The organism is Paenibacillus sp. 102 (assembly GCF_039549175.1).
Taxonomy (GTDB): domain Bacteria; phylum Bacillota; class Bacilli; order Bacillales; family Bacillaceae_G; genus Bacillus_A.
The window spans coordinates 13,801-30,832 of sequence record NZ_JBCGHT010000024.1; the positions used below are offsets into that span (position 1 = coordinate 13,801).

Annotated in this window: 31 protein-coding genes; 27 read left to right on the forward strand and 4 right to left on the reverse strand. The window is 35.9% G+C overall.

All coding sequences use genetic code 11. The annotated features are described in order from the left end of the window. Positions 1-4: 4 nt before the first annotated feature. The 5 genes from AAIE21_RS26330 to AAIE21_RS26350 are packed head-to-tail and all read left to right on the forward strand — an operon-like array spanning position 5 to position 1,247. On the forward strand, positions 5-388 hold the full coding sequence (locus AAIE21_RS26330) for a hypothetical protein (RefSeq protein WP_343269420.1): 384 nt from the start codon (positions 5-7) through the stop codon (positions 386-388). A gap of 34 nt (positions 389-422) precedes the next feature. Beyond that, positions 423-686 (forward strand): hypothetical protein, encoded by a 264-nt coding sequence (locus AAIE21_RS26335; RefSeq protein WP_343269421.1) that lies wholly within the window; start codon positions 423-425, stop codon positions 684-686. Continuing rightward, positions 601-888, forward strand: a complete 288-nt coding sequence (locus AAIE21_RS26340; RefSeq protein ID WP_343269422.1) for a helix-turn-helix domain-containing protein — start codon at positions 601-603, stop codon at positions 886-888. Before AAIE21_RS26335 ends, AAIE21_RS26340 begins: the two co-directional genes overlap by 86 nt. Next, positions 885-1,058, forward strand: coding sequence for a hypothetical protein (locus AAIE21_RS26345; RefSeq protein WP_343269477.1), 174 nt, complete (start codon positions 885-887; stop codon positions 1,056-1,058). The genes AAIE21_RS26340 and AAIE21_RS26345 overlap by 4 nt, the downstream gene beginning before the upstream one ends. A 27-nt stretch (positions 1,059-1,085) precedes the next feature. Beyond that, complete coding sequence (locus AAIE21_RS26350; protein ID WP_343269423.1) at positions 1,086-1,247, forward strand: hypothetical protein; 162 nt, start codon at positions 1,086-1,088, stop codon at positions 1,245-1,247. A gap of 235 nt (positions 1,248-1,482) precedes the next feature. Here the strand turns inward: AAIE21_RS26350 and AAIE21_RS26355 are convergent, their stop codons facing one another. Then, positions 1,483-2,082, reverse strand: a complete 600-nt coding sequence (locus AAIE21_RS26355) for an undecaprenyl-diphosphatase (RefSeq protein ID WP_343269424.1) — start codon at positions 2,080-2,082, stop codon at positions 1,483-1,485. 202 nt (positions 2,083-2,284) lie between these two features. On the opposite strand from AAIE21_RS26355, the gene AAIE21_RS26360 reads away from it, so the two are divergent. The 5 genes from AAIE21_RS26360 to AAIE21_RS26380 all read left to right on the forward strand — a co-directional run bounded on the left by AAIE21_RS26360 (position 2,285) and on the right by AAIE21_RS26380 (position 4,016). Beyond that, positions 2,285-2,515 carry a hypothetical protein gene (locus tag AAIE21_RS26360; RefSeq protein WP_343269425.1) on the forward strand — a complete coding sequence of 77 codons (231 nt, stop codon included), beginning with the start codon at positions 2,285-2,287 and terminating at the stop codon, positions 2,513-2,515. A gap of 143 nt (positions 2,516-2,658) precedes the next feature. Further along, positions 2,659-2,811, forward strand: a complete 153-nt coding sequence (locus AAIE21_RS26365) for a hypothetical protein (protein ID WP_176520128.1) — start codon at positions 2,659-2,661, stop codon at positions 2,809-2,811. Positions 2,812-3,002: 191 nt separating this feature from the next. Continuing rightward, the gene (locus tag AAIE21_RS26370) at positions 3,003-3,206 is read left to right on the forward strand and encodes a hypothetical protein (RefSeq protein ID WP_343269426.1); all 204 of its coding nucleotides are present in this window, start codon (positions 3,003-3,005) and stop codon (positions 3,204-3,206) included. Between the two features lie 41 nt (positions 3,207-3,247). Continuing rightward, complete coding sequence (locus AAIE21_RS26375; protein WP_343269427.1) at positions 3,248-3,526, forward strand: hypothetical protein; 279 nt, start codon at positions 3,248-3,250, stop codon at positions 3,524-3,526. 100 nt (positions 3,527-3,626) lie between these two features. Then, a complete protein-coding gene (locus tag AAIE21_RS26380) occupies positions 3,627-4,016 on the forward strand; it encodes a hypothetical protein (RefSeq protein ID WP_343269428.1) in 390 nt (129 codons plus the stop codon). A gap of 75 nt (positions 4,017-4,091) precedes the next feature. On the opposite strand, the gene AAIE21_RS26385 is transcribed toward AAIE21_RS26380, so the two are convergent. Continuing rightward, positions 4,092-4,265, reverse strand: a complete 174-nt coding sequence (locus AAIE21_RS26385) for a hypothetical protein (RefSeq protein ID WP_343269429.1) — start codon at positions 4,263-4,265, stop codon at positions 4,092-4,094. Between the two features lie 137 nt (positions 4,266-4,402). Here AAIE21_RS26385 and AAIE21_RS26390 point away from each other — a divergent pair, with 137 nt between their 5' ends. From AAIE21_RS26390 to AAIE21_RS26415, 6 genes are all read left to right on the forward strand, one after another. Next, positions 4,403-4,567 carry a hypothetical protein gene (locus AAIE21_RS26390; RefSeq protein ID WP_343269430.1) on the forward strand — a complete coding sequence of 55 codons (165 nt, stop codon included), beginning with the start codon at positions 4,403-4,405 and terminating at the stop codon, positions 4,565-4,567. 2 nt (positions 4,568-4,569) lie between these two features. Next, positions 4,570-5,202, forward strand: a complete 633-nt coding sequence (gene recU / locus AAIE21_RS26395; protein WP_343269431.1) for a Holliday junction resolvase RecU — start codon at positions 4,570-4,572, stop codon at positions 5,200-5,202. Between the two features lie 139 nt (positions 5,203-5,341). Continuing rightward, entirely contained in the window at positions 5,342-5,725 is a 384-nt protein-coding gene (locus tag AAIE21_RS26400) for an ArpU family phage packaging/lysis transcriptional regulator (RefSeq protein WP_343269432.1), read from the forward strand. Positions 5,726-5,739: 14 nt separating this feature from the next. Next, on the forward strand, positions 5,740-5,889 hold the full coding sequence (locus AAIE21_RS26405) for a hypothetical protein (RefSeq protein WP_343269433.1): 150 nt from the start codon (positions 5,740-5,742) through the stop codon (positions 5,887-5,889). Between the two features lie 946 nt (positions 5,890-6,835). Continuing rightward, positions 6,836-7,087, forward strand: coding sequence for a hypothetical protein (locus AAIE21_RS26410; RefSeq protein WP_343269434.1), 252 nt, complete (start codon positions 6,836-6,838; stop codon positions 7,085-7,087). Positions 7,088-7,526: 439 nt separating this feature from the next. Continuing rightward, complete coding sequence (locus tag AAIE21_RS26415) at positions 7,527-7,742, forward strand: hypothetical protein (RefSeq protein WP_343269435.1); 216 nt, start codon at positions 7,527-7,529, stop codon at positions 7,740-7,742. Positions 7,743-7,997: 255 nt separating this feature from the next. On the opposite strand, the gene AAIE21_RS26420 is transcribed toward AAIE21_RS26415, so the two are convergent. Together AAIE21_RS26420 and AAIE21_RS26425 are read right to left on the reverse strand one after the other, a co-directional pair. Continuing rightward, positions 7,998-8,135 (reverse strand): DUF3956 family protein, encoded by a 138-nt coding sequence (locus AAIE21_RS26420; RefSeq protein WP_343269436.1) that lies wholly within the window; start codon positions 8,133-8,135, stop codon positions 7,998-8,000. Between the two features lie 389 nt (positions 8,136-8,524). Continuing rightward, positions 8,525-8,731, reverse strand: a complete 207-nt coding sequence (locus AAIE21_RS26425) for a hypothetical protein (RefSeq protein ID WP_343269437.1) — start codon at positions 8,729-8,731, stop codon at positions 8,525-8,527. Positions 8,732-8,835: 104 nt separating this feature from the next. On the opposite strand from AAIE21_RS26425, the gene AAIE21_RS26430 reads away from it, so the two are divergent. The 11 genes from AAIE21_RS26430 to AAIE21_RS26480 are packed head-to-tail and all read left to right on the forward strand — an operon-like array spanning position 8,836 to position 17,031. Beyond that, positions 8,836-9,729 carry a terminase small subunit gene (locus AAIE21_RS26430; protein WP_343269438.1) on the forward strand — a complete coding sequence of 298 codons (894 nt, stop codon included), beginning with the start codon at positions 8,836-8,838 and terminating at the stop codon, positions 9,727-9,729. Continuing rightward, a complete protein-coding gene (locus AAIE21_RS26435) occupies positions 9,713-11,011 on the forward strand; it encodes a PBSX family phage terminase large subunit (protein ID WP_343269439.1) in 1,299 nt (432 codons plus the stop codon). Before AAIE21_RS26430 ends, AAIE21_RS26435 begins: the two co-directional genes overlap by 17 nt. Before the next feature lie 11 nt (positions 11,012-11,022). Beyond that, a complete protein-coding gene (locus AAIE21_RS26440; protein ID WP_343269440.1) occupies positions 11,023-12,525 on the forward strand; it encodes a phage portal protein in 1,503 nt (500 codons plus the stop codon). Continuing rightward, positions 12,525-13,646 (forward strand): phage minor capsid protein, encoded by a 1,122-nt coding sequence (locus tag AAIE21_RS26445; protein WP_343269441.1) that lies wholly within the window; start codon positions 12,525-12,527, stop codon positions 13,644-13,646. The genes AAIE21_RS26440 and AAIE21_RS26445 overlap by 1 nt, the downstream gene beginning before the upstream one ends. Before the next feature lie 11 nt (positions 13,647-13,657). Then, positions 13,658-14,284, forward strand: a complete 627-nt coding sequence (locus tag AAIE21_RS26450; RefSeq protein ID WP_343269442.1) for a hypothetical protein — start codon at positions 13,658-13,660, stop codon at positions 14,282-14,284. Positions 14,285-14,318: 34 nt separating this feature from the next. Continuing rightward, the gene (locus AAIE21_RS26455) at positions 14,319-15,215 is read left to right on the forward strand and encodes a capsid protein (RefSeq protein ID WP_343269443.1); all 897 of its coding nucleotides are present in this window, start codon (positions 14,319-14,321) and stop codon (positions 15,213-15,215) included. 46 nt (positions 15,216-15,261) lie between these two features. Then, entirely contained in the window at positions 15,262-15,516 is a 255-nt protein-coding gene (locus AAIE21_RS26460; RefSeq protein WP_343269444.1) for a hypothetical protein, read from the forward strand. 8 nt (positions 15,517-15,524) lie between these two features. Further along, a complete protein-coding gene (locus tag AAIE21_RS26465; protein ID WP_343269445.1) occupies positions 15,525-15,926 on the forward strand; it encodes a head-tail connector protein in 402 nt (133 codons plus the stop codon). After that, positions 15,919-16,254: a putative minor capsid protein gene (locus AAIE21_RS26470; RefSeq protein ID WP_343269446.1), complete on the forward strand. Its 336-nt coding sequence runs from the start codon at positions 15,919-15,921 to the stop codon at positions 16,252-16,254. Before AAIE21_RS26465 ends, AAIE21_RS26470 begins: the two co-directional genes overlap by 8 nt. Next, positions 16,251-16,601 carry a minor capsid protein gene (locus AAIE21_RS26475; protein WP_343269447.1) on the forward strand — a complete coding sequence of 117 codons (351 nt, stop codon included), beginning with the start codon at positions 16,251-16,253 and terminating at the stop codon, positions 16,599-16,601. The genes AAIE21_RS26470 and AAIE21_RS26475 overlap by 4 nt, the downstream gene beginning before the upstream one ends. A gap of 10 nt (positions 16,602-16,611) precedes the next feature. Then, positions 16,612-17,031 (forward strand): phage tail terminator protein, encoded by a 420-nt coding sequence (locus AAIE21_RS26480; RefSeq protein ID WP_343269448.1) that lies wholly within the window; start codon positions 16,612-16,614, stop codon positions 17,029-17,031. The last annotated feature ends 1 nt before the right edge of the window (position 17,032 follow it).

A 17,032-nucleotide genomic window follows, 5' to 3' on the forward strand; every position in this document is an offset into this window, starting at 1 on the left:
TAAGGTGGATAAGCAAAAACGGATTGAAATTGCGAATAAACTTATCAATTACTTAGCAGATCACGAGAGAGAGTTCTTTCGTTACAAAGATAAAACGGCTCATTTTAAGCATGATGGTAGAAATCTATGGTTCATTGACCATGGTACGAATGTTCCGATGCGTATGACAAGAAGTTCTTACATGAATAAGAAACAGGAACATTATTTCTCTGGTGGCGGAACAATGTGGGGGTTAATCAGAGATTTTACAGACTTTATATTTGGTAATGATAATTCGAACGGTAAAAATGGTTACAGTGGATTGTACTGTACTCATTGGGGTTGGTCAGAAGAAGGAATGAAAAAGATGCGTGATTATGCAAGGGAAATCGGGTACTTAAAATCTTAATGAAATATCTATTTAAATAAGAGGGGGAATTAAGATGTGTGCATGTGATGGAACGGGAGTTATCAGAAACGATATAGGGAATGGCTGTTATCAATTTGCATCATGTATTTGCGCGGCAGGGGAACGGAGCCCGGAAGAAGTGGATAGAAGACGTCATGACGTCATGGCACGTTTGGAAATGGCTTTACAAATGCAGATGGAGGGGAATTGGGATGGCGAGATTAGAAACGGATTTACAAATGGAGGATTACACGATAGCGGCGCAGCAACGGAAATACATGAAGAACTCGCGTCGTAACCTGTATGTGGCTTTAGAAGAGTTAGACATGCTTTGGGATGAAGATGACATTTTGTTAGTACGTGAAGCATGGAAGAACAATGAGAGTGTTTTTACAATCGGCGAGAAGTTGCAAAGAGATCCCGATGAAGTTGCTTTACTAATTATGGACCTAGCAAGAAAAAATGTAATTAGAAAAAGACCAATAGGGCTAGGAGCATGAAACAGTTAACAATTGATGATGTTGTTGGGAGTTTCGATTACACAGCAAAGAGCACGGCTGATAAGTTCTTGAAGCGTGATACAAGCGTCATAACGACATACGAGGTTCATTTCTATGACAAGGAAGAAAAACAGCGAATCGATTGGCTAGCGGATATTAATCAAATTTGAATTTTGTAGAAAAGGGAGCTGTGAAATATGAAAGATGTGAAAATCGAATACATTGAAGATAAAGCTAGAATTACTGTAGATGATAAGGAAATTGCATTTGCTACTAATACAATTACAAAGAAAGTAGCAGAAAAATTATTAATAAATTTAGATCAAGCTGGAGCTATTAATCTAATCATTGAAAACTAAACAAAAGCGTTATTTGAATGCAAAAAGTCCTAGAAGGGGCTAGGACTTTTGCATAGTTAATATGAGTTTTTAGGTCAAACTTAATATTAACATATTAAAGTTTTGAGTTTGTTACAAAAAAGTGAACAAAATCGTTATTTTAAAATTAAAGAGCACCCAAGGGAGTGCTCTTTGCTCAAGACAATATTGAAAAAATAATCGGTAATATATGTAATCTTTTTAGCTTTGTGATTAATCAAAAGTTTTTCGACTTGTTTTTGGATGGTATTACATTTTGTTCTATTTTTTCGTAAAGATTAAGTAATTGTTTGAAAAATGTAATTTTCGGTGTTAACCAATACGAAAATAGTGCTGAAATAATTCCTATTATAGCTCCAGTTATGACATCGAAAGGATAATGAACCCCTACCCAGATACGAGAAATAGCTACACAAAATGCAAGTACAAGCCATAACCATCCAGCCTTTTTACGAACAAGCCAAAATGAAAAACAAATTGAGAAAAATAGAATCGTATGGTCGCTAGGAAATGAATTATCTACTGCATGATCAACAAGCTTATTAGCATTAGGTAATACTGCAAATGGTTGATAATTCAAATGCAATTTTCCTGCTAACTTTCCAATTATTTCAGCAGTTACGAAAGCAACCATTGCTTGAATAATCATCATTTTGTTTTTTCTAGATCGAGTAAACCAATAAGCGATAATAATTAAACCTAAAATATATACCATATATTCCGCTAAAAATATCATAGTTGAGTTTAGGGATGAATATTGCTTCCCTAAATCATTGATAGCTCGAAAAGCATCAATATTTAATTGAGAAAAAGACATTAAAAAACCTCTCCTTATTTTGTGTTTATAACTTTATTATGTAAAAGAATTTTTAAATGGAGCTTAACAGTTTCTTAATTAATTTTTATTTATTTTTTAACAGTTTCTTAACAAAGAAATTGGCCAAAAAATAAACAACTTGAAGCGAGTATTGGAAGGGATTTTAATAAAAACGCTATTTTATTAGAAAAGGGGAATGGATATGGAAAAGTGGTCAGAGAAAAGAATTGAAGCTTATAAGCATTATGTAAAGACAGATATGGAAGTGCTTAAAGGATGCGAAAGTCGTATAAGAACTTTACAAAAGGAATTGCAAGATCTTGAAAAGCAAAAGGAAAGAAAAATGTCTCAAATAGAAAAACAAATATTCCAATTGTACAACCAAGGGTGGGAAATGAAATACGGAGTCTGGGTAGAAGTGCCCAAACAATAAAGAGCAGCTAGCAAAAGCTAACTGCTCGGCTGGTTCTCCAAGGGGGAACGAGGAGAAATGTTAGGGACTTTAAATGAGTTCTGGCTATCGCCTATCCACAGTATTGACGGAATATTGAGTTTTATTCAGGGAGGTAGAGGGAAATGAAATTAAATAAAAATGAGTTGCTTCAAATATACGAATGGTTTTACTACATCCGATCCACTAACTTTGCTCATTTAAGCGATGAAGATAGAAAATTAGCTACAAAAATTAGAAAAGAAGCTATGAAACAATGCGGATTGAAGGATAAGTAATTTTAAACAAAATAGTTATTTGAATAAGAAAGTGTTTATGTAAGAAAGAGCGTGCAACAGTTCACGCTCCTTTAAGAGGAGATTCGGTGCCTTTAGAATCATTTCTCTCTCCATACACTCTACGAATGTTTGTGGAAAGTGTGCAAGAAATTAATACAAAAACGCTATTTGAATAGAAAAGAGGAGACACTGTGAAAGTTAGATTAGCAAATTTAGAACCTGGTAAGTTATTTAGATTTGGGGATACTGTTGGTTTCAAGTCGGAATACAGAACAGGCGGGGCGATTGAAGCTTTTATTGTCGGGAGCGGCGAAATGTTTTGGGGAGGAACAAGTACAGCAAAAGAACAAAGAGAATTGATGGTTGAGCCTATTAATTTGAAAGAATTGCTATAAAACTAAACAAAAATTTCATTTTGTAGAAAAGGGGAATGGATATGAAATACTTTGAGTTTAATAATCACGAATACTATGCGTTGATTGCAGCAGAGGATGCAGAAAAGGCGATTGGGATATATGTAGAAAATGTTGCTGGTGATAGTGTAGAGCAGGTAAAAGAAGAAGGAGCTCCTTCAGAAGTAACAAGAGAACAAGCATTAGAGATATTTACAAATACACTAAATGCAATATGCTCAACAGAAAGAAAGTACAAATGGGAAGAGGAGTTTAATGGATATAAAGATGATCCTATATTGATTGACAGTTCATTAATTTAAAAGAGCAGCTAGCCCAGTCTAACTGCTCTCTCCAAAAATGATGATTCGATGCATAGACATTATATGCCAAGATGTTGAGTTTATTCAAGGGGGGATTGAAATGAATAAAGAGGTAAAAGAATTAGTGGATAAGGCGTTAATGTACTTTCCTAAGTCATTTGTAAACAGTGGTAATGAGTTAATATTTGAACCTAAAAACAACCTGTACTTTCGGTTAGAGGGTGTAGAAAGCGAACTGGATTTTAAATGTAAGTTATTCGCATGGTTATCAAGACTTATTAGTAAAGGATTGAGTCCATATTGGTCTAGAAAAGTCTTAAAAAGTTTTAATTGGCTATTAGGGACAAGCTTTACCAAAGAAGAAATGAGATTGATCTACACGTATTTAGGGAACGGAACAAATAAAGCGTTGTGTGTGGAATTCGTGAAATCAAATTATGACTTATCTTTATTGAGTCCAGAAAACAAAAGAGCAGCTAGCAAAAGCTAACTGCTCAGGTCATGGGTAAGAAATGGGTATCTACAGTATTGACGGAATATTGAGTTTTATTCAGGGGATGGGGATTTATAACATGTAAATTAAAATATCTTTTACTAATAATATCATCCCTATAAAAAACAGGAATTCAATTGAAATTAAAATCCCATCTTTCTTTGGCTTTTTAAACTCATTTACTAAGGAAAAAACTGAACAAATTGCTATAAATACAAAAACAATAAGTAGTATTATACTTTGCATTTTTTAACACTCCTAATATTCTATTGTAATCATTATATAACGATTTTTAAATTGATGAGAATCTTTAATATAAGTTAAGCAAAGTTTAAGTAAAATTTAAACAAAATCATCCTTTGATAGAAAGTGAGGTTAGGAGAATGAAAGAGAAAAAAGATTCAAAGACAATTACATGGGCACTACAGTCTCTAGTTCACAATTACGCAAAAGAAAAAAACATGTCAGAGGACGAAGTGTGGGAATACCTATACAAAGAATCAAAAGAAGAACTAAGGAAATTAGAAAAAAAGAAAGCGAGGAAATAACAATGGGCTTAGGAAACCGAGGAATGCATTTTGAGAAGCTTATCAATCTATCAAATGAAATGTATCAAAGAGAGGGGGTGGCGCTTATAAACAAGCGTCCGACTCCTGTGAAGGTAATTAAAAGTAAAGGTAGTCAAGTAACAAACGGATTCTATGAAGCTAAAAGTACGGTGGACTATGACGGTGTTTATAAAGGACGAGCTATTGCGTTTGAAGCGAAATCTACAGAGTGTACAACACGGTTTGATTTAAGTAACATTGCGCAACATCAATTAGATTACTTGGAGAAAGCGGAGAAGATGGGAGCAGTGTGTTTCTTCCTTATTGAGTTTAGTAAGGATAAGACAGTATTCTTGGTGCCGGTATCAGTAATTCAATCTTATGTAAGGATGTCTCATCAACCGAATGGTAAGAAGTCTATACCAAGAGCGGATTTTGATATTTATGGATACTTGGTAGAACAAACAGAACGAGCACCAGTTGATTACTTACAATACATCGATGAGACAGGATTAATTCCAGTTATGTTAGATGGGATGATTCAGACAGACCAGGATTACAAGAGAGTTTCGGATAATATCAAAGTAGCTGCAGAAAAAATGAAGAGCAAGAAACGTAAAATCTTAAAGGCCTAATGAATAGCGGAACAATGCGCAATAGTGTGGTGGGGGCTATGTTAATGCGCAATGTTCCCTTATTCAGAAGATAGGTATTAAAATTTCACATACCTTATGTAATTTGAAAATAGTAAAATTAGAAATAGGGGGATTACAGATGGAGCAATTATCATTCTTTCCAGAAATAAGCAACGAGGAATATAAGTTAATACAAAAGGCAGTAGTGAAGGTATTGCGAGATTACAAGGCTCTATCTGTCCGTATGATGAACCAAAGCGAATGTGAAAGGGAAAGTATTCAGTTATTCCCGGAGCTGCGTGATACAAGGAAAATAAACGATTACAAGTACTTACAAATCAAAAGAGCGCTAGAACATTCTTTAGATTCAGAGCAGAAAGAGATTATTGAACGTAAGTATCTAAATCATGGATTAATGAGTGATAAGGCTATTAAGGCGCAAATGACGTTAGAAAACAATTGGTATTACTATCAGAAGAAGAGCGCAATTATGGCTATTGCTACAGCATTGCGGATTATATAAGGAGGATTTGAGAAATGGAACTTCGCTATAGACTATATTTAAACGGTAGTTTTTATGGATGTGGAACAATAGAGTATATCAATGAATTGATTAGTGATTATCTTGTCAATTGTAATATGTACGGAAGAAATGAAGTTGATTTTAGAGTTGAAAAGGTTGAGTAGAAAACACGGATAAAATGCGGATAAATTAACGATAAAGGAGCGGATATCTAGATGTTCAAATCACCGTATCATTATCTTACAAGCTCTTTAATGAGCTTTGGACAGCCCTTTGACAATCGCATATTGAAAAGGATTAGTACACCTATAAGTGAAACGTTCTTATGCGAGAATGTCACGGTAACGTATACCGCATAAAAGGGCGGGCAGGGGCGGTAAGAATCCGCAAATAGACGAAAAGACCAATTAAATGATTAAAACAAACTAAACATATTCCAGTGTGGCGGGTGTGAGATAGCTCGCATTCGTCATACTGTTTCTATTGTATTTACCATTCAGCTCAGAATGCGTTCTCTGAGTTGAAAGTAAATATAATACTAGATGCCATGTTTATGATTTACAAACCCTCCAACATGCCGAGTTGGAGATGGAAGGTGGGTGGTTCATATGATTGAATGAATCGCACGCTTCCGGTACAAGTAATAAGAACAATTTTTGAATTTAATCAAGCGGTTCGCCTCACATTAGTAATTACTCACAATCCTTACTAATGACCAAAACGAGGGCAGAGAGCTTCCGCTCTTTGTTTGAGCCGATACAGCAGAGACCATCCCCTCTGTCCCCTGAAACTGTGTCGGTTCACGCAAGGCGTCGGAAGAAATGATACGTCTTGGTACAAATTAAAGGATATAAAGAGCTTTCACTCTTTTCTCGGTCACTGACGCAAAGCGCGTAGCTTAAAGTATAAAGTGCGGTGATCGAGAAAAGCCTGAGAGCATCTAGAATGCCAGTGGGCTTAAAATTCGCTTAATATATACCCCTTTTGTGAATGTGAATTTCTCCCATCCCCTTATAGAGCTGTCACTTCGGTGGCGGCTTTTATTTCATTCTAATAAAAGGATATTTATGGTTTTTGTAGAATAAATAGGTCGGGAGAGGTGAAGAGATTATGATATATGTAGAAACGTTGGAAGAATTAGCGGTAGGAGGAGTATATACCGATAGACAAATTTCCAATTTGTTGCACACTGATAGAACACAATTAATGATTTTATGCGATGATGTATCAAAATTTGGTGAATCTGAGGCTGAGAGGTTTCAAGTAATAGGTAAATACGAAACATACAGTCATAAAAACGAAGATTATTCTTATCATATACCATCAAGAAAGACGATGGTTTACGTTATAGAAAAGATTTAATCGCATCCATAACGGGTGCTTTTTTCTTTGTTATATAGAAATTACATAATAATGAGGAATGTGAACAAGTATATAACTATACAATGTATAGAAAGGTTTCCGACATGTTACCCCATGTCTAGGGAGGGCGCTTACTTGGGGAAGTGCCCTCTTTCACATTTTAAGAGGGACAAGCATATATTGAAGTATAGGACAAACTCTCTTAGGTCCTATTCAGTACTCAATGTAAACTCCTTATCACACAGAGCATCTACTGCCATGGATGCTCTCTTTTTATGCACTATTTGAATAGGACAAGCATATACTGCTTGTAATTCATTAACTTTAGCTACTTTAAATTTTGTTAATGAGGACTCTCGTAATCCTTCAAAGGGCGCTCGCGGAAACGGGTGCTCTTTTTATTATAAAAAGCGGATAGTTTTAACTGGAGGGAAGATGAATGATGGACGAAATACAACGATTTATTGCTAACAATATACATCAACTTGGATATATTATGGAAGAAGCTAGCAGGAAGTGGAAAGAGCAAGACTCTAAAGGTGCTTTGACAGTGGGACCATGCAAAGGAGTTATAGATACTTATGGTAGTTATTATGATCTTTTAGAAAAGTTAGCATGCCTTGAAGAAGGAAAGAATATTAAACATAATGATTAAAACAATAGCAATTATCGTAGGCGCTACCGTGATCGGTATAGCGTCTTATTTTATTTTGCGAAGGAAGTGAATTAATGAGTTTGTTAAGTTTCTTCATTGGATACGGAACAGGATTTACATATTGTTTAGCGCTCATGATTCAGTTTATTAAGGCGAAGGAAGTTAAGGAATTGGATTGATAATGGATGATAAGGGGGTGAGGAGATAACATAAAAAAGAGAGCCGAAGCCCTCTTTTAAAAACAAGTTCAATTCATTAAGCACAAATCGGAATTCCTAATACTATTAAAGATAATGCTACATCAAGAGAAATCTCTACTCTAGCAATTTCGATTCCAGCAACTTTGACAACTAAAAATGGTTGGCCATTTACGAATAAAACACAACTTTCCATGTTTACGCCTCCTTTCTAGTAATCTACTTTATTATATGTATTAATCTTTAAAATGTTATAATTAGATTTATTGATTAAATAGAGTTAATAGTTGTATATCGATTTAACAAAACAAACAAACTCAACGAACAAAAATAGAGATAGTTAACAAAGACCTAATGTTCAATAGTGACATGTGAGTATAAATGCATATTGATTGTTTTGTAATAAATTAAAGTTAAATATAAATATATGTTGTTAGGTAAGAAGCTTACATTCTTCTCTATTTACCTATACTGATATTTTTAATAATTTATTATGATATCGATGTTAATTTAAAGTGGATTATTCGAAGTAGCGAATCCGCTGCTTTTTTATTTTGCATAGAAAAAGGAACCATAATAGGCTCCTTAATTCGATTCAGAAGTTGTGTAGTTTTTCTTGATGATATCTTTTATGTTAATAATTAAGGATATAAGGAATAACACAGCTAGGATAGCATTTACCCAGTAATATGTATTACCCGATGTAAATTTATTATAAAAGGAATTGACATTATAATATACCAAAAGCACTGAAAAGATAGTAGATGTTATTAATGCACCGAAACTTTTCATGATTGACACCCCAATTCTAAAAGTTATGACTTTTTATATAATTATACATTAAAATAATTGGATTTAAAATAAAACCCAAAAGGAATTACCGCGAGGTGGTGAATATGGCTAGGCAAAGAAGCCCAGATCGTGATAAAGCATTAGAAATGTATAAAGCAAGTAAAGGTGAGAAGCCATTAATTGATATTGCAGCTGAGTTAAACCTCAAGCCTTCGCAAATCAGAAAGTGGAAATCACAAGATAAATGGGATGAACAAATGAATGGTAACGTTACTATTGCGAAAAGGAGCGTTACCAATGTTAAAAATCCCAAAACAAAAGAGAAACTAAAAGAGATTTTAGAAGATGAAGAGCTGACTGAAAAGGAACGGCTCTTTTGTTTGTATTACGTGAAATATTTCAATGGTACACAAGCTGCAATCAAGGCTGGATATACCAAAGAGAGTGCTCATGTGCAAAGTAGTCGATTATTACGACGTGAACGAGTTTCTTCCTATATAAAAGAACTGAAAGGCGAGTTAGTTGAAAATGTATTTGTGGAAGCAATGGATGTGCTGAAAGAGTACATTAAGATTGCTTTTGCAGATATTACTAACTATGTGACCTTTGGTCAAAGGGAAGTAGAGTTTGAAAGTGAAGATGGAACTACTGTTACAAGAATGATGAATTTCGTTGACCTACAAGATCATGATATGGTAGATGGCTCTATTATTACTGAAGTAAAGCAAGGCCGCGACGGGATTTCTGTTAAACTAGCTGACAAAATGAAGGCTTTGGACAAATTGGCTCAGTACTTCGATTTAGTACCTGATAACTTCAAGCGACAAATTGAAGAAGAAAGACATCATATGCAGATGGAGATTCAGAAGGTTAATGTTGAGAAGACGAAAGCTGAAATTAAAGAACTTACAGATGACTCTAATAGTAACAGCCGTGTAATCATTGTAAACGATAAAGAAGCCATGAGAAAGGCGATGGAAAATGATCAAAACAGTTAATATCATGGACTTAATGAACGTCAATTTCTATTCGTTATGGCTTGCTGAACAATCTCATATCGTTGCAAAAGGCGGCCGTTCTTCCATGAAGTCTTCGGTTATTTCTATGAAGCTTGTAACAGATTTTTTAGAGGATGACCAAGGTAATGTAGTCTGCTTAAGGAAGGTTGGTAAGTACCTATCTACTTCTATATATGAGCAAATTAAGTGGGCTATTTATATGCTTGGTGTAGAGAGTGAGTTTTACTTTGGTAAATCGCCTTTAATTATCAGGCATAAGAAAACCAATACTGCATTTTACTTCTATGGCTGCGATGATCCGTTGAAACTTAAGTCTGCTAAGATTGCAAAAGGATACGTCATGGCGCTATGGTTCGAGGAAGCGGCTGAGTTTGCTGGTGTTGAGGACATAGATATTGTTGAGGATACTTTCATTCGTCAAGAAATTGAAGGTAAGGAAGTAAAAGTGTACTTCTCATATAACCCACCGAGAAATCCTTACAGCTGGATTAATGAGTGGTTAGATAGTAAAGCTGGAGATGATGATTATTTCATTCATCATTCAACATACATGGATGATAAAAAGGGATTCTTATCTCAGCAAATGATTAGGAAGATTGAGAAGTACAAGGAACATGATTTAGATTATTGGCGTTGGATGTATGGAGGTGAAGTCATTGGTTTAGGGGATATGATTTATAACATGAATCATATTAAAGAGATCGATGAACTTCCAAAAGATGATGATATTATTCTTATTGATACAGCGACTGACACTGGTCACCAAGTATCAGCTACTACTCATCTAGCACTTGGATTTACTAAGAAAAGAAATGTTATTTTGCTTGATGCTTATTACTACAGTCCTGCTAATAAAGTAGTTAAAAAGGCTCCAAGTGAACTATCTAAGGACTTGAAAGAATGGATGGATAGTGTAGTCAAGATGTACAATAGATATTTTGATATACAGACAATCGATTCTGCAGAAGGGGCGCTCCGTAACCAATTCTTTAAAGATTATGGGATTAAGCTACACCCAGTTGCAAAGAAAAAGAAAATAGACATGATTGATAACGTCCAGGATTTATTAGCTCAGGGACGTTTTTTTGTGTTGAATACACCTGCTAATCAAATTTTTATTGAAGAACATAAGAAGTATCAATGGGATGCTGATACTCTCCAAAGTGATAATCCTAAAGTTATAAAGATAGATGATCATACATGCGATGCATTCCAATACTATGTTAACGATAATTTACAAAAACTCGGATTAAAATATTAGGCGGTGAGAACGTGTTTGGAAACATCGTTGCAAAAGTAAGGGGGTGGCTATATAAAATGGGGTTAATCAAAGGAATTAAGAAGATATCCGATAAAAAAGAGATACCTGTTAATGAGGAATCCTACAAGCATATTGATATGTGGAAAGCCTTATATAGTGGGTATTATGGTGAGTGGCATGACGTTAAGTACCACACGATTGAAGGGCAGAAGAGCAGAAAGATGGCATCGCTAAACATGGCAAAAGTCATCTCGCAGGAAATGGCTGCTCTTATATTCAATGAGAAGTGCTCAATCAATATTTCTGATAAAACACTGTCAGATAATATTAAGAATGTTCTGGACGAGAACAACTTCATTAAAGAGTTCCAAAGGTATCTAGAATATAACTTCGCTTTAGGCGGAATGGTTATAAAGGTTTACTGGGACAACGGGATTAAGCTTTCTTTTGTCACAGCAGACTGCTTCATTCCCATTGTATGGGATAACAAGCATATCACTGAAGGTGTGTTTGTAAATGAAATCTCTAAAGGTGATAAGAAGTATACGTTGCTTGAATGGCACTTAGTAGAGGGCGAAGAATATGTAATTAAAAACGAGTTGTATGAAAGCAAGAATCAAGGGGAATTAGGTGTAAAAGTTCCTTTAAATACTTTATATCCTAATTTGGAAGATAGAGTTGGTATCAAGAATCTATCTAAACAAACGTTTGTTTATTTCAAACCGAATATAGCAAATAACTTAGATATGAGCTCCCCGATTGGTATCTCTATCTATGCTAATGCTTTAGGGACATTAAAATCACTCGATATTGCTTTCGATAGCTTTCAGCGAGAGTTTGTTTTTGGTAAGAAACGTATTATGGTTCCAACTTCAGCAATTAGAACCATTGTTGATTCGCAAACAGGTATACCCTTGAGATATTTTGATGCTACTGACGAAGTATATGAAGCCATGAATTTTGAAGATGGCACTAAGCAAATTCAAGACATATCAGTGGAATTACGTGTTGATGAGCATACGGCTGCTATCAATGCGCTTTTAAACTATGTAGCGATGCAAGTCGGCTTTTCTGCTGGAGCATTTAGTTTTGATGGACAAGGTGTTAAAACAGCAACAGAAGTTGTTAGTGAAAACTCCAAGACATTCAGAACAAAGCAGTCTCATGAAACGGTCGTTGAAGATGGTATTCGTGATTTAGTTGATATCATCATTGAAATCGCTGCTTTATATGACGAGTTCGAAAGTACTGATAAATACGAAGTTACCGTTACGTTTGATGATTCTATTGCAGAAGACCAAACAGCAGAGATTAATAAGCAGGTTACATTAGTTCTAAACGGCCTAACAAGTAAGAAAAAAGCTATCATGAAAATACATGGTGTTTCTGAACAAGAAGCAGCGAAGATCTTAGAGGAAATCCAAGACGAGAACAAGATGGTTATGCCGGAAGAGGTTGATTTCTTTGGTATGAACAATAAACAACAGAATAATAGTCCAGGAGATGAAGGATAATGGCTCTCCCTCCTGATAAGTTACAGCAACTCTCTATGTTTGTAGTGGATATCTACAATGCAATCGAAGAAGAGTTGCTTTTAAATATGGCCAGAATGCTGAAGTATGACAGGGAACTGTTGTTAACCGCAGAGGATTTTACCGATTATCAACATTGGCGCATTGTTCAATTGAATAAACTAGGAAAGTTAAATCAGCAACAAATGAATACAATTGCGCGTTATAGCGGTAAAACATCTGAGGAAGTACGAAAGATGCTAGAAGCAGCTGGATTTACAGCAGTGGAACAACATGAACTGTTATACCAAGAAGCGGCGCAAGCAGGAATCATAGCTGCCGCGCCAGCGATGTATACAAGTGCTGCGCTAATAGGAATCCTTAATACTTATGAGCGACAAGCTTTAGAAACATTTAATCTTGTAAATACCACTATACTCAAACAGTCTCAACAGGTTTATCTAGACATCTTAAATAAAACAGTAGGTAAAGTTCTTGGTGGTGTCATAACAGCACAACAGGCACTAAGACAGACGGTTTCTGAGTGGTCGCAGCGTGGAATCCCTGCTTTGATTGATAAAGCTGGGAAGCGGTGGAGTACAGAAGGTTACGTTAATATGATAACTCGTTCTGTTAGTCAAAATGTAGCGAATGAGATGCAAATTACTCGTATGGATGAGTATGAAGTGGACCTTATAGAAGTTAGTTCACACCTTGGTGCGAGACCGCGTTGTGCTCCGTTTCAAGGGAAAATCTTTTCAAAGAGTGGTAAAAGTAAACGATACCCTCCGTTTTCTAGCACATCATATGGTGAAGCGGCAGGGTTATTAGGCGTGAATTGTCGTCATGTCATCTATCCTTATATACAAGGTAAATCAACGAAGCGTTATGTGCCGTATGACACCGCGGAGAACTCTAGAGTATATAAGGAAAGCCAAAAGCAAAGACACCTGGAACGGCAGATTAGAAAAGCGAAGAAAGAAGTAAAGGTTATGGAAGCGTTAGGCGATCCAGAAGGCGTGAAGGAAGCGAAGAACAAGGTTTCGCAACGCCAAGCTGCTATGAGGGAATTCATAAATCAAACGAAGCGCAAACGTCAATATAACCGAGAAAACATTGTATAGGAGGAATTACGATGCTAAAAGCATTTAGATTACGAGTAAACGGAATGCAGTTCTTCTCTGAAGGAGGAGATAATCCACCAGTTGCACCGGAAGGAGGTGAACCAAATGTGGCGACACCAGAAAATACACTGCCTGTAAATCAGGAGCAACCTGTACAACCGCCTGTCACTTTTACGCAAGAGCAGATGGACGAAGCGAAACAAAAGCAGGAAGCGACATTCTTGAAGAAACTTGGTGTAGAGAATTTAGATCAACTGAAACAAACGGTTAACGATTGGAATACTCATCAAGAATCATTAAAAACTGAGCAAGAAAAAACAAATGAAAAGTTAACAACCTTTGAGACTCAATTAAAAGAAAAAGATGAGTCTCTTTTTAATTTGCAAGCAGAAAACGCTGCAATTAAGTCAGGTATTACAGAAGAAAAGAACTTAAATGCAGTTATTACTCTAGCAAAAACAAAGGTTAGTGATGATGTAGACATTACAAAGGCTATTGAAATGGTAGTGGAGGAGTTTCCACATTTTAAAGGTGTAGTGGAAGAACCACAAGGTGCTCCAAAGCCGACATTTACAACTGGTCAGCATCAGAAACAAGTACTGACAGAAGCAGAGAAATGGGCTGCAGCATTTAAATAGATTCAATTAAATTAAAATTAGGAGTGATTTATTAATGGCAAAACCGAATTACGCACAAAATTACCAACAAGCTTTACAACAGAAGTTTTCACAAGGATTAAGCTTCTTTGATCTGTACAATACAGCAAATAACCAAAATATCAAATGGGTTAATGCGAAGACAATCCAAATCCCTCGTATTACAGTAGGTGGATTCGTTGATGTGGACCGCGATGTTGTAGGTAGCTACACTCGACGTGCTGATAATGATTGGGAAACGAAAACAATTGCCCATGACCGTGAGTTCCGTACGTTAGTAGATCCAAAAGATATCGATGAAACAAATATGGCTTTATCTATCGCTAACATTACTCGTGTATTCAATGATGAGCAAAAAATCCCTGAAATGGACAAGTACGCAGCTTCAAAACTGTATTCTGAGTTTACTACGAATGGAAAGACTGCCAATACAACTGCATTAACTGTAGATAATGTATTAAGCACTTACGATGATTTCATGATGGAAATGGACGATGCGGAAGTTCCGCAAGACGGACGTATCCTTTATGTAACACCACAAGTTAATAAGCTATTAAAACAAGCGAAAGAAATCCAACATAGCTTAGATGTAGGAACAAGCAATGGTAACGTGAATCGTAGCATTTACTCTTTAGAAGACGTAGCTATCAAAGTTGTTTCATCTTCTCGCATGAAAACAGCTTACAACTTCACAAACGGTGCTGTTCCTGATGCAACTGCTAAACAAATTAACATGATTTTAGTACACCCTGCATCTGTTATTACACCACAACAATATGAATTCGTTGACTTAGACACACCAAGCGCAGCAACAGGTGGTAAATTCCTTTACTACGAGCGTAAATACTGGGATTTATTCGTTATCCAAAAGAAAGTAGAAGGAATTAAATTTAATATCACGGCAGGAGCTTAAGAGAGGACTTAATTGTTCTCTCTTTTCTTATGAAAGGAGAATGTAAATGAGCAACGTTGTAAAAGTAAAACGATTAAATAAGACACTAAATATCGATGAAGGTCGTTTAGATAGTTACCTTCGTGACGGATACGATCAAATCGATGAACAAGGTAATATTGTCACTCGCGCAACTGGTGGTCGTGACGTTTCGTTAGCTGAGTTTAATAAAGTATTAGACGAAAACGATCAACTGAAAGAAGAAAATAAAAAACTGAAGTCCGAAGTTTCTAAGTTGAAGAAGGAAGCTGCTGGTAAGTAGGTGATCGAATGGCATATATAGATGCTAATTACTATACCAACGAATATAAAGGAACTCCCGTAGCAGATGGGTTGCTATTAGGGCGCCTTATTGCACGTGCTAGCGATCAAATTGACCATATCGTTAACTACAAGTTAGAAGGCGTTGATTTTGATAAGCTATCGCCTTTTATTCAAAAACAAGTAAAGAAAGCAACTGCTGCTCAAGTTGAATTTTTAGCAATTAATGGCGAGACTTCCGCAACTGTAAGTGAAGGTAGCGGAGGTTTTGACGTTGGCTCTTATTCTGAAAACGGAATGAGTGCAGGTGCAGATGATGCACCTAGTTTCTACGATCAATATGCAATCACCGTCCCAAAATTCCTCAGACCTACTGGATTACTGTATGCGGGTTTGTGTGTGCATGGCTAAACCAATCAGACGTTCATTATTAATCCATACAGTTGAGTACTTGGAGTATAAAGGTGAGGATGACACTTGGGGTGGTAGTGATAACTACAAACCTGCAATAACAATTGAAAGGGTTCGAATTGAACCTAAAAAAACAGTTGTTATGAATGGCAATGGAGCCAGTGTTATTATGCAAACACTGTTATTTCATGACGCAGTACATTCAACACCTGTTTCCTTCAAGGAGAAGTCCAAAGTCATATTTAACGGAAAAGAAATGACCGTTAGTAAAGTTAATGACTTTTATGATAGAAGTAGTCTTCACCATGTGGAGGTGCTTTTAGTTTGATAAGAGTAAATATTCAATTGGATACACAAGCAATTGAAGGTAAGGTATTAGAAGCGACAGAGAAAGCGCAATTTACATTAGATCAACAGGTTTTAAAAGACAGTAACTTTTATATACCAAAAGATACTGGTGAGTTAGAACGTTCGTCACTTCGTTTCAGTAGACCAGGAGAAGGTCACATTGAATGGAATACTCCATATGCGCGTAGGTTGTATTGGAATCCCCAGTACAATTTCTCACAGGATGTCAATCCAAACGCTAGAGGCTTATGGTTTGAAGAAGCAAAAGCTAGACATGTAACGGATTGGGCAAGAATCGTAGAAAACGAGATTAAACGGAATTTATAGGAGGACAAACATGATATGGCTAATTGAATCGGTCAAGAAGCATTTAACCACTACTTTGCAGCCGAGTATCTTATTTGCTCCTATAAAAGCCGATTTATTGGATATAGGAGTAAATGATACATCACAAAAAAGTATTGCTATTAGAATGATTCCGTCAGCACCAGGAGAGCAATATTACGAAGGTGAAATCATCAACAAACAAATTCAAATTCTCGTAAAAAGCAGTAACCAACTGGAAGTAAACAACACAGTTGAATTTATTACAAGAGAACTAAATAACGTCCATAGACGAGCTTTTAACGCTATTGACGATTCATACACACTAAGAAGGTTCAACGTATATGTGGAGCCTAATTTCGTTGAAAAGACAGCAGCGAACGAGTATATATACACCGCGCTTTTTACTACGGAATTAGAAATAGGAGGTTAAG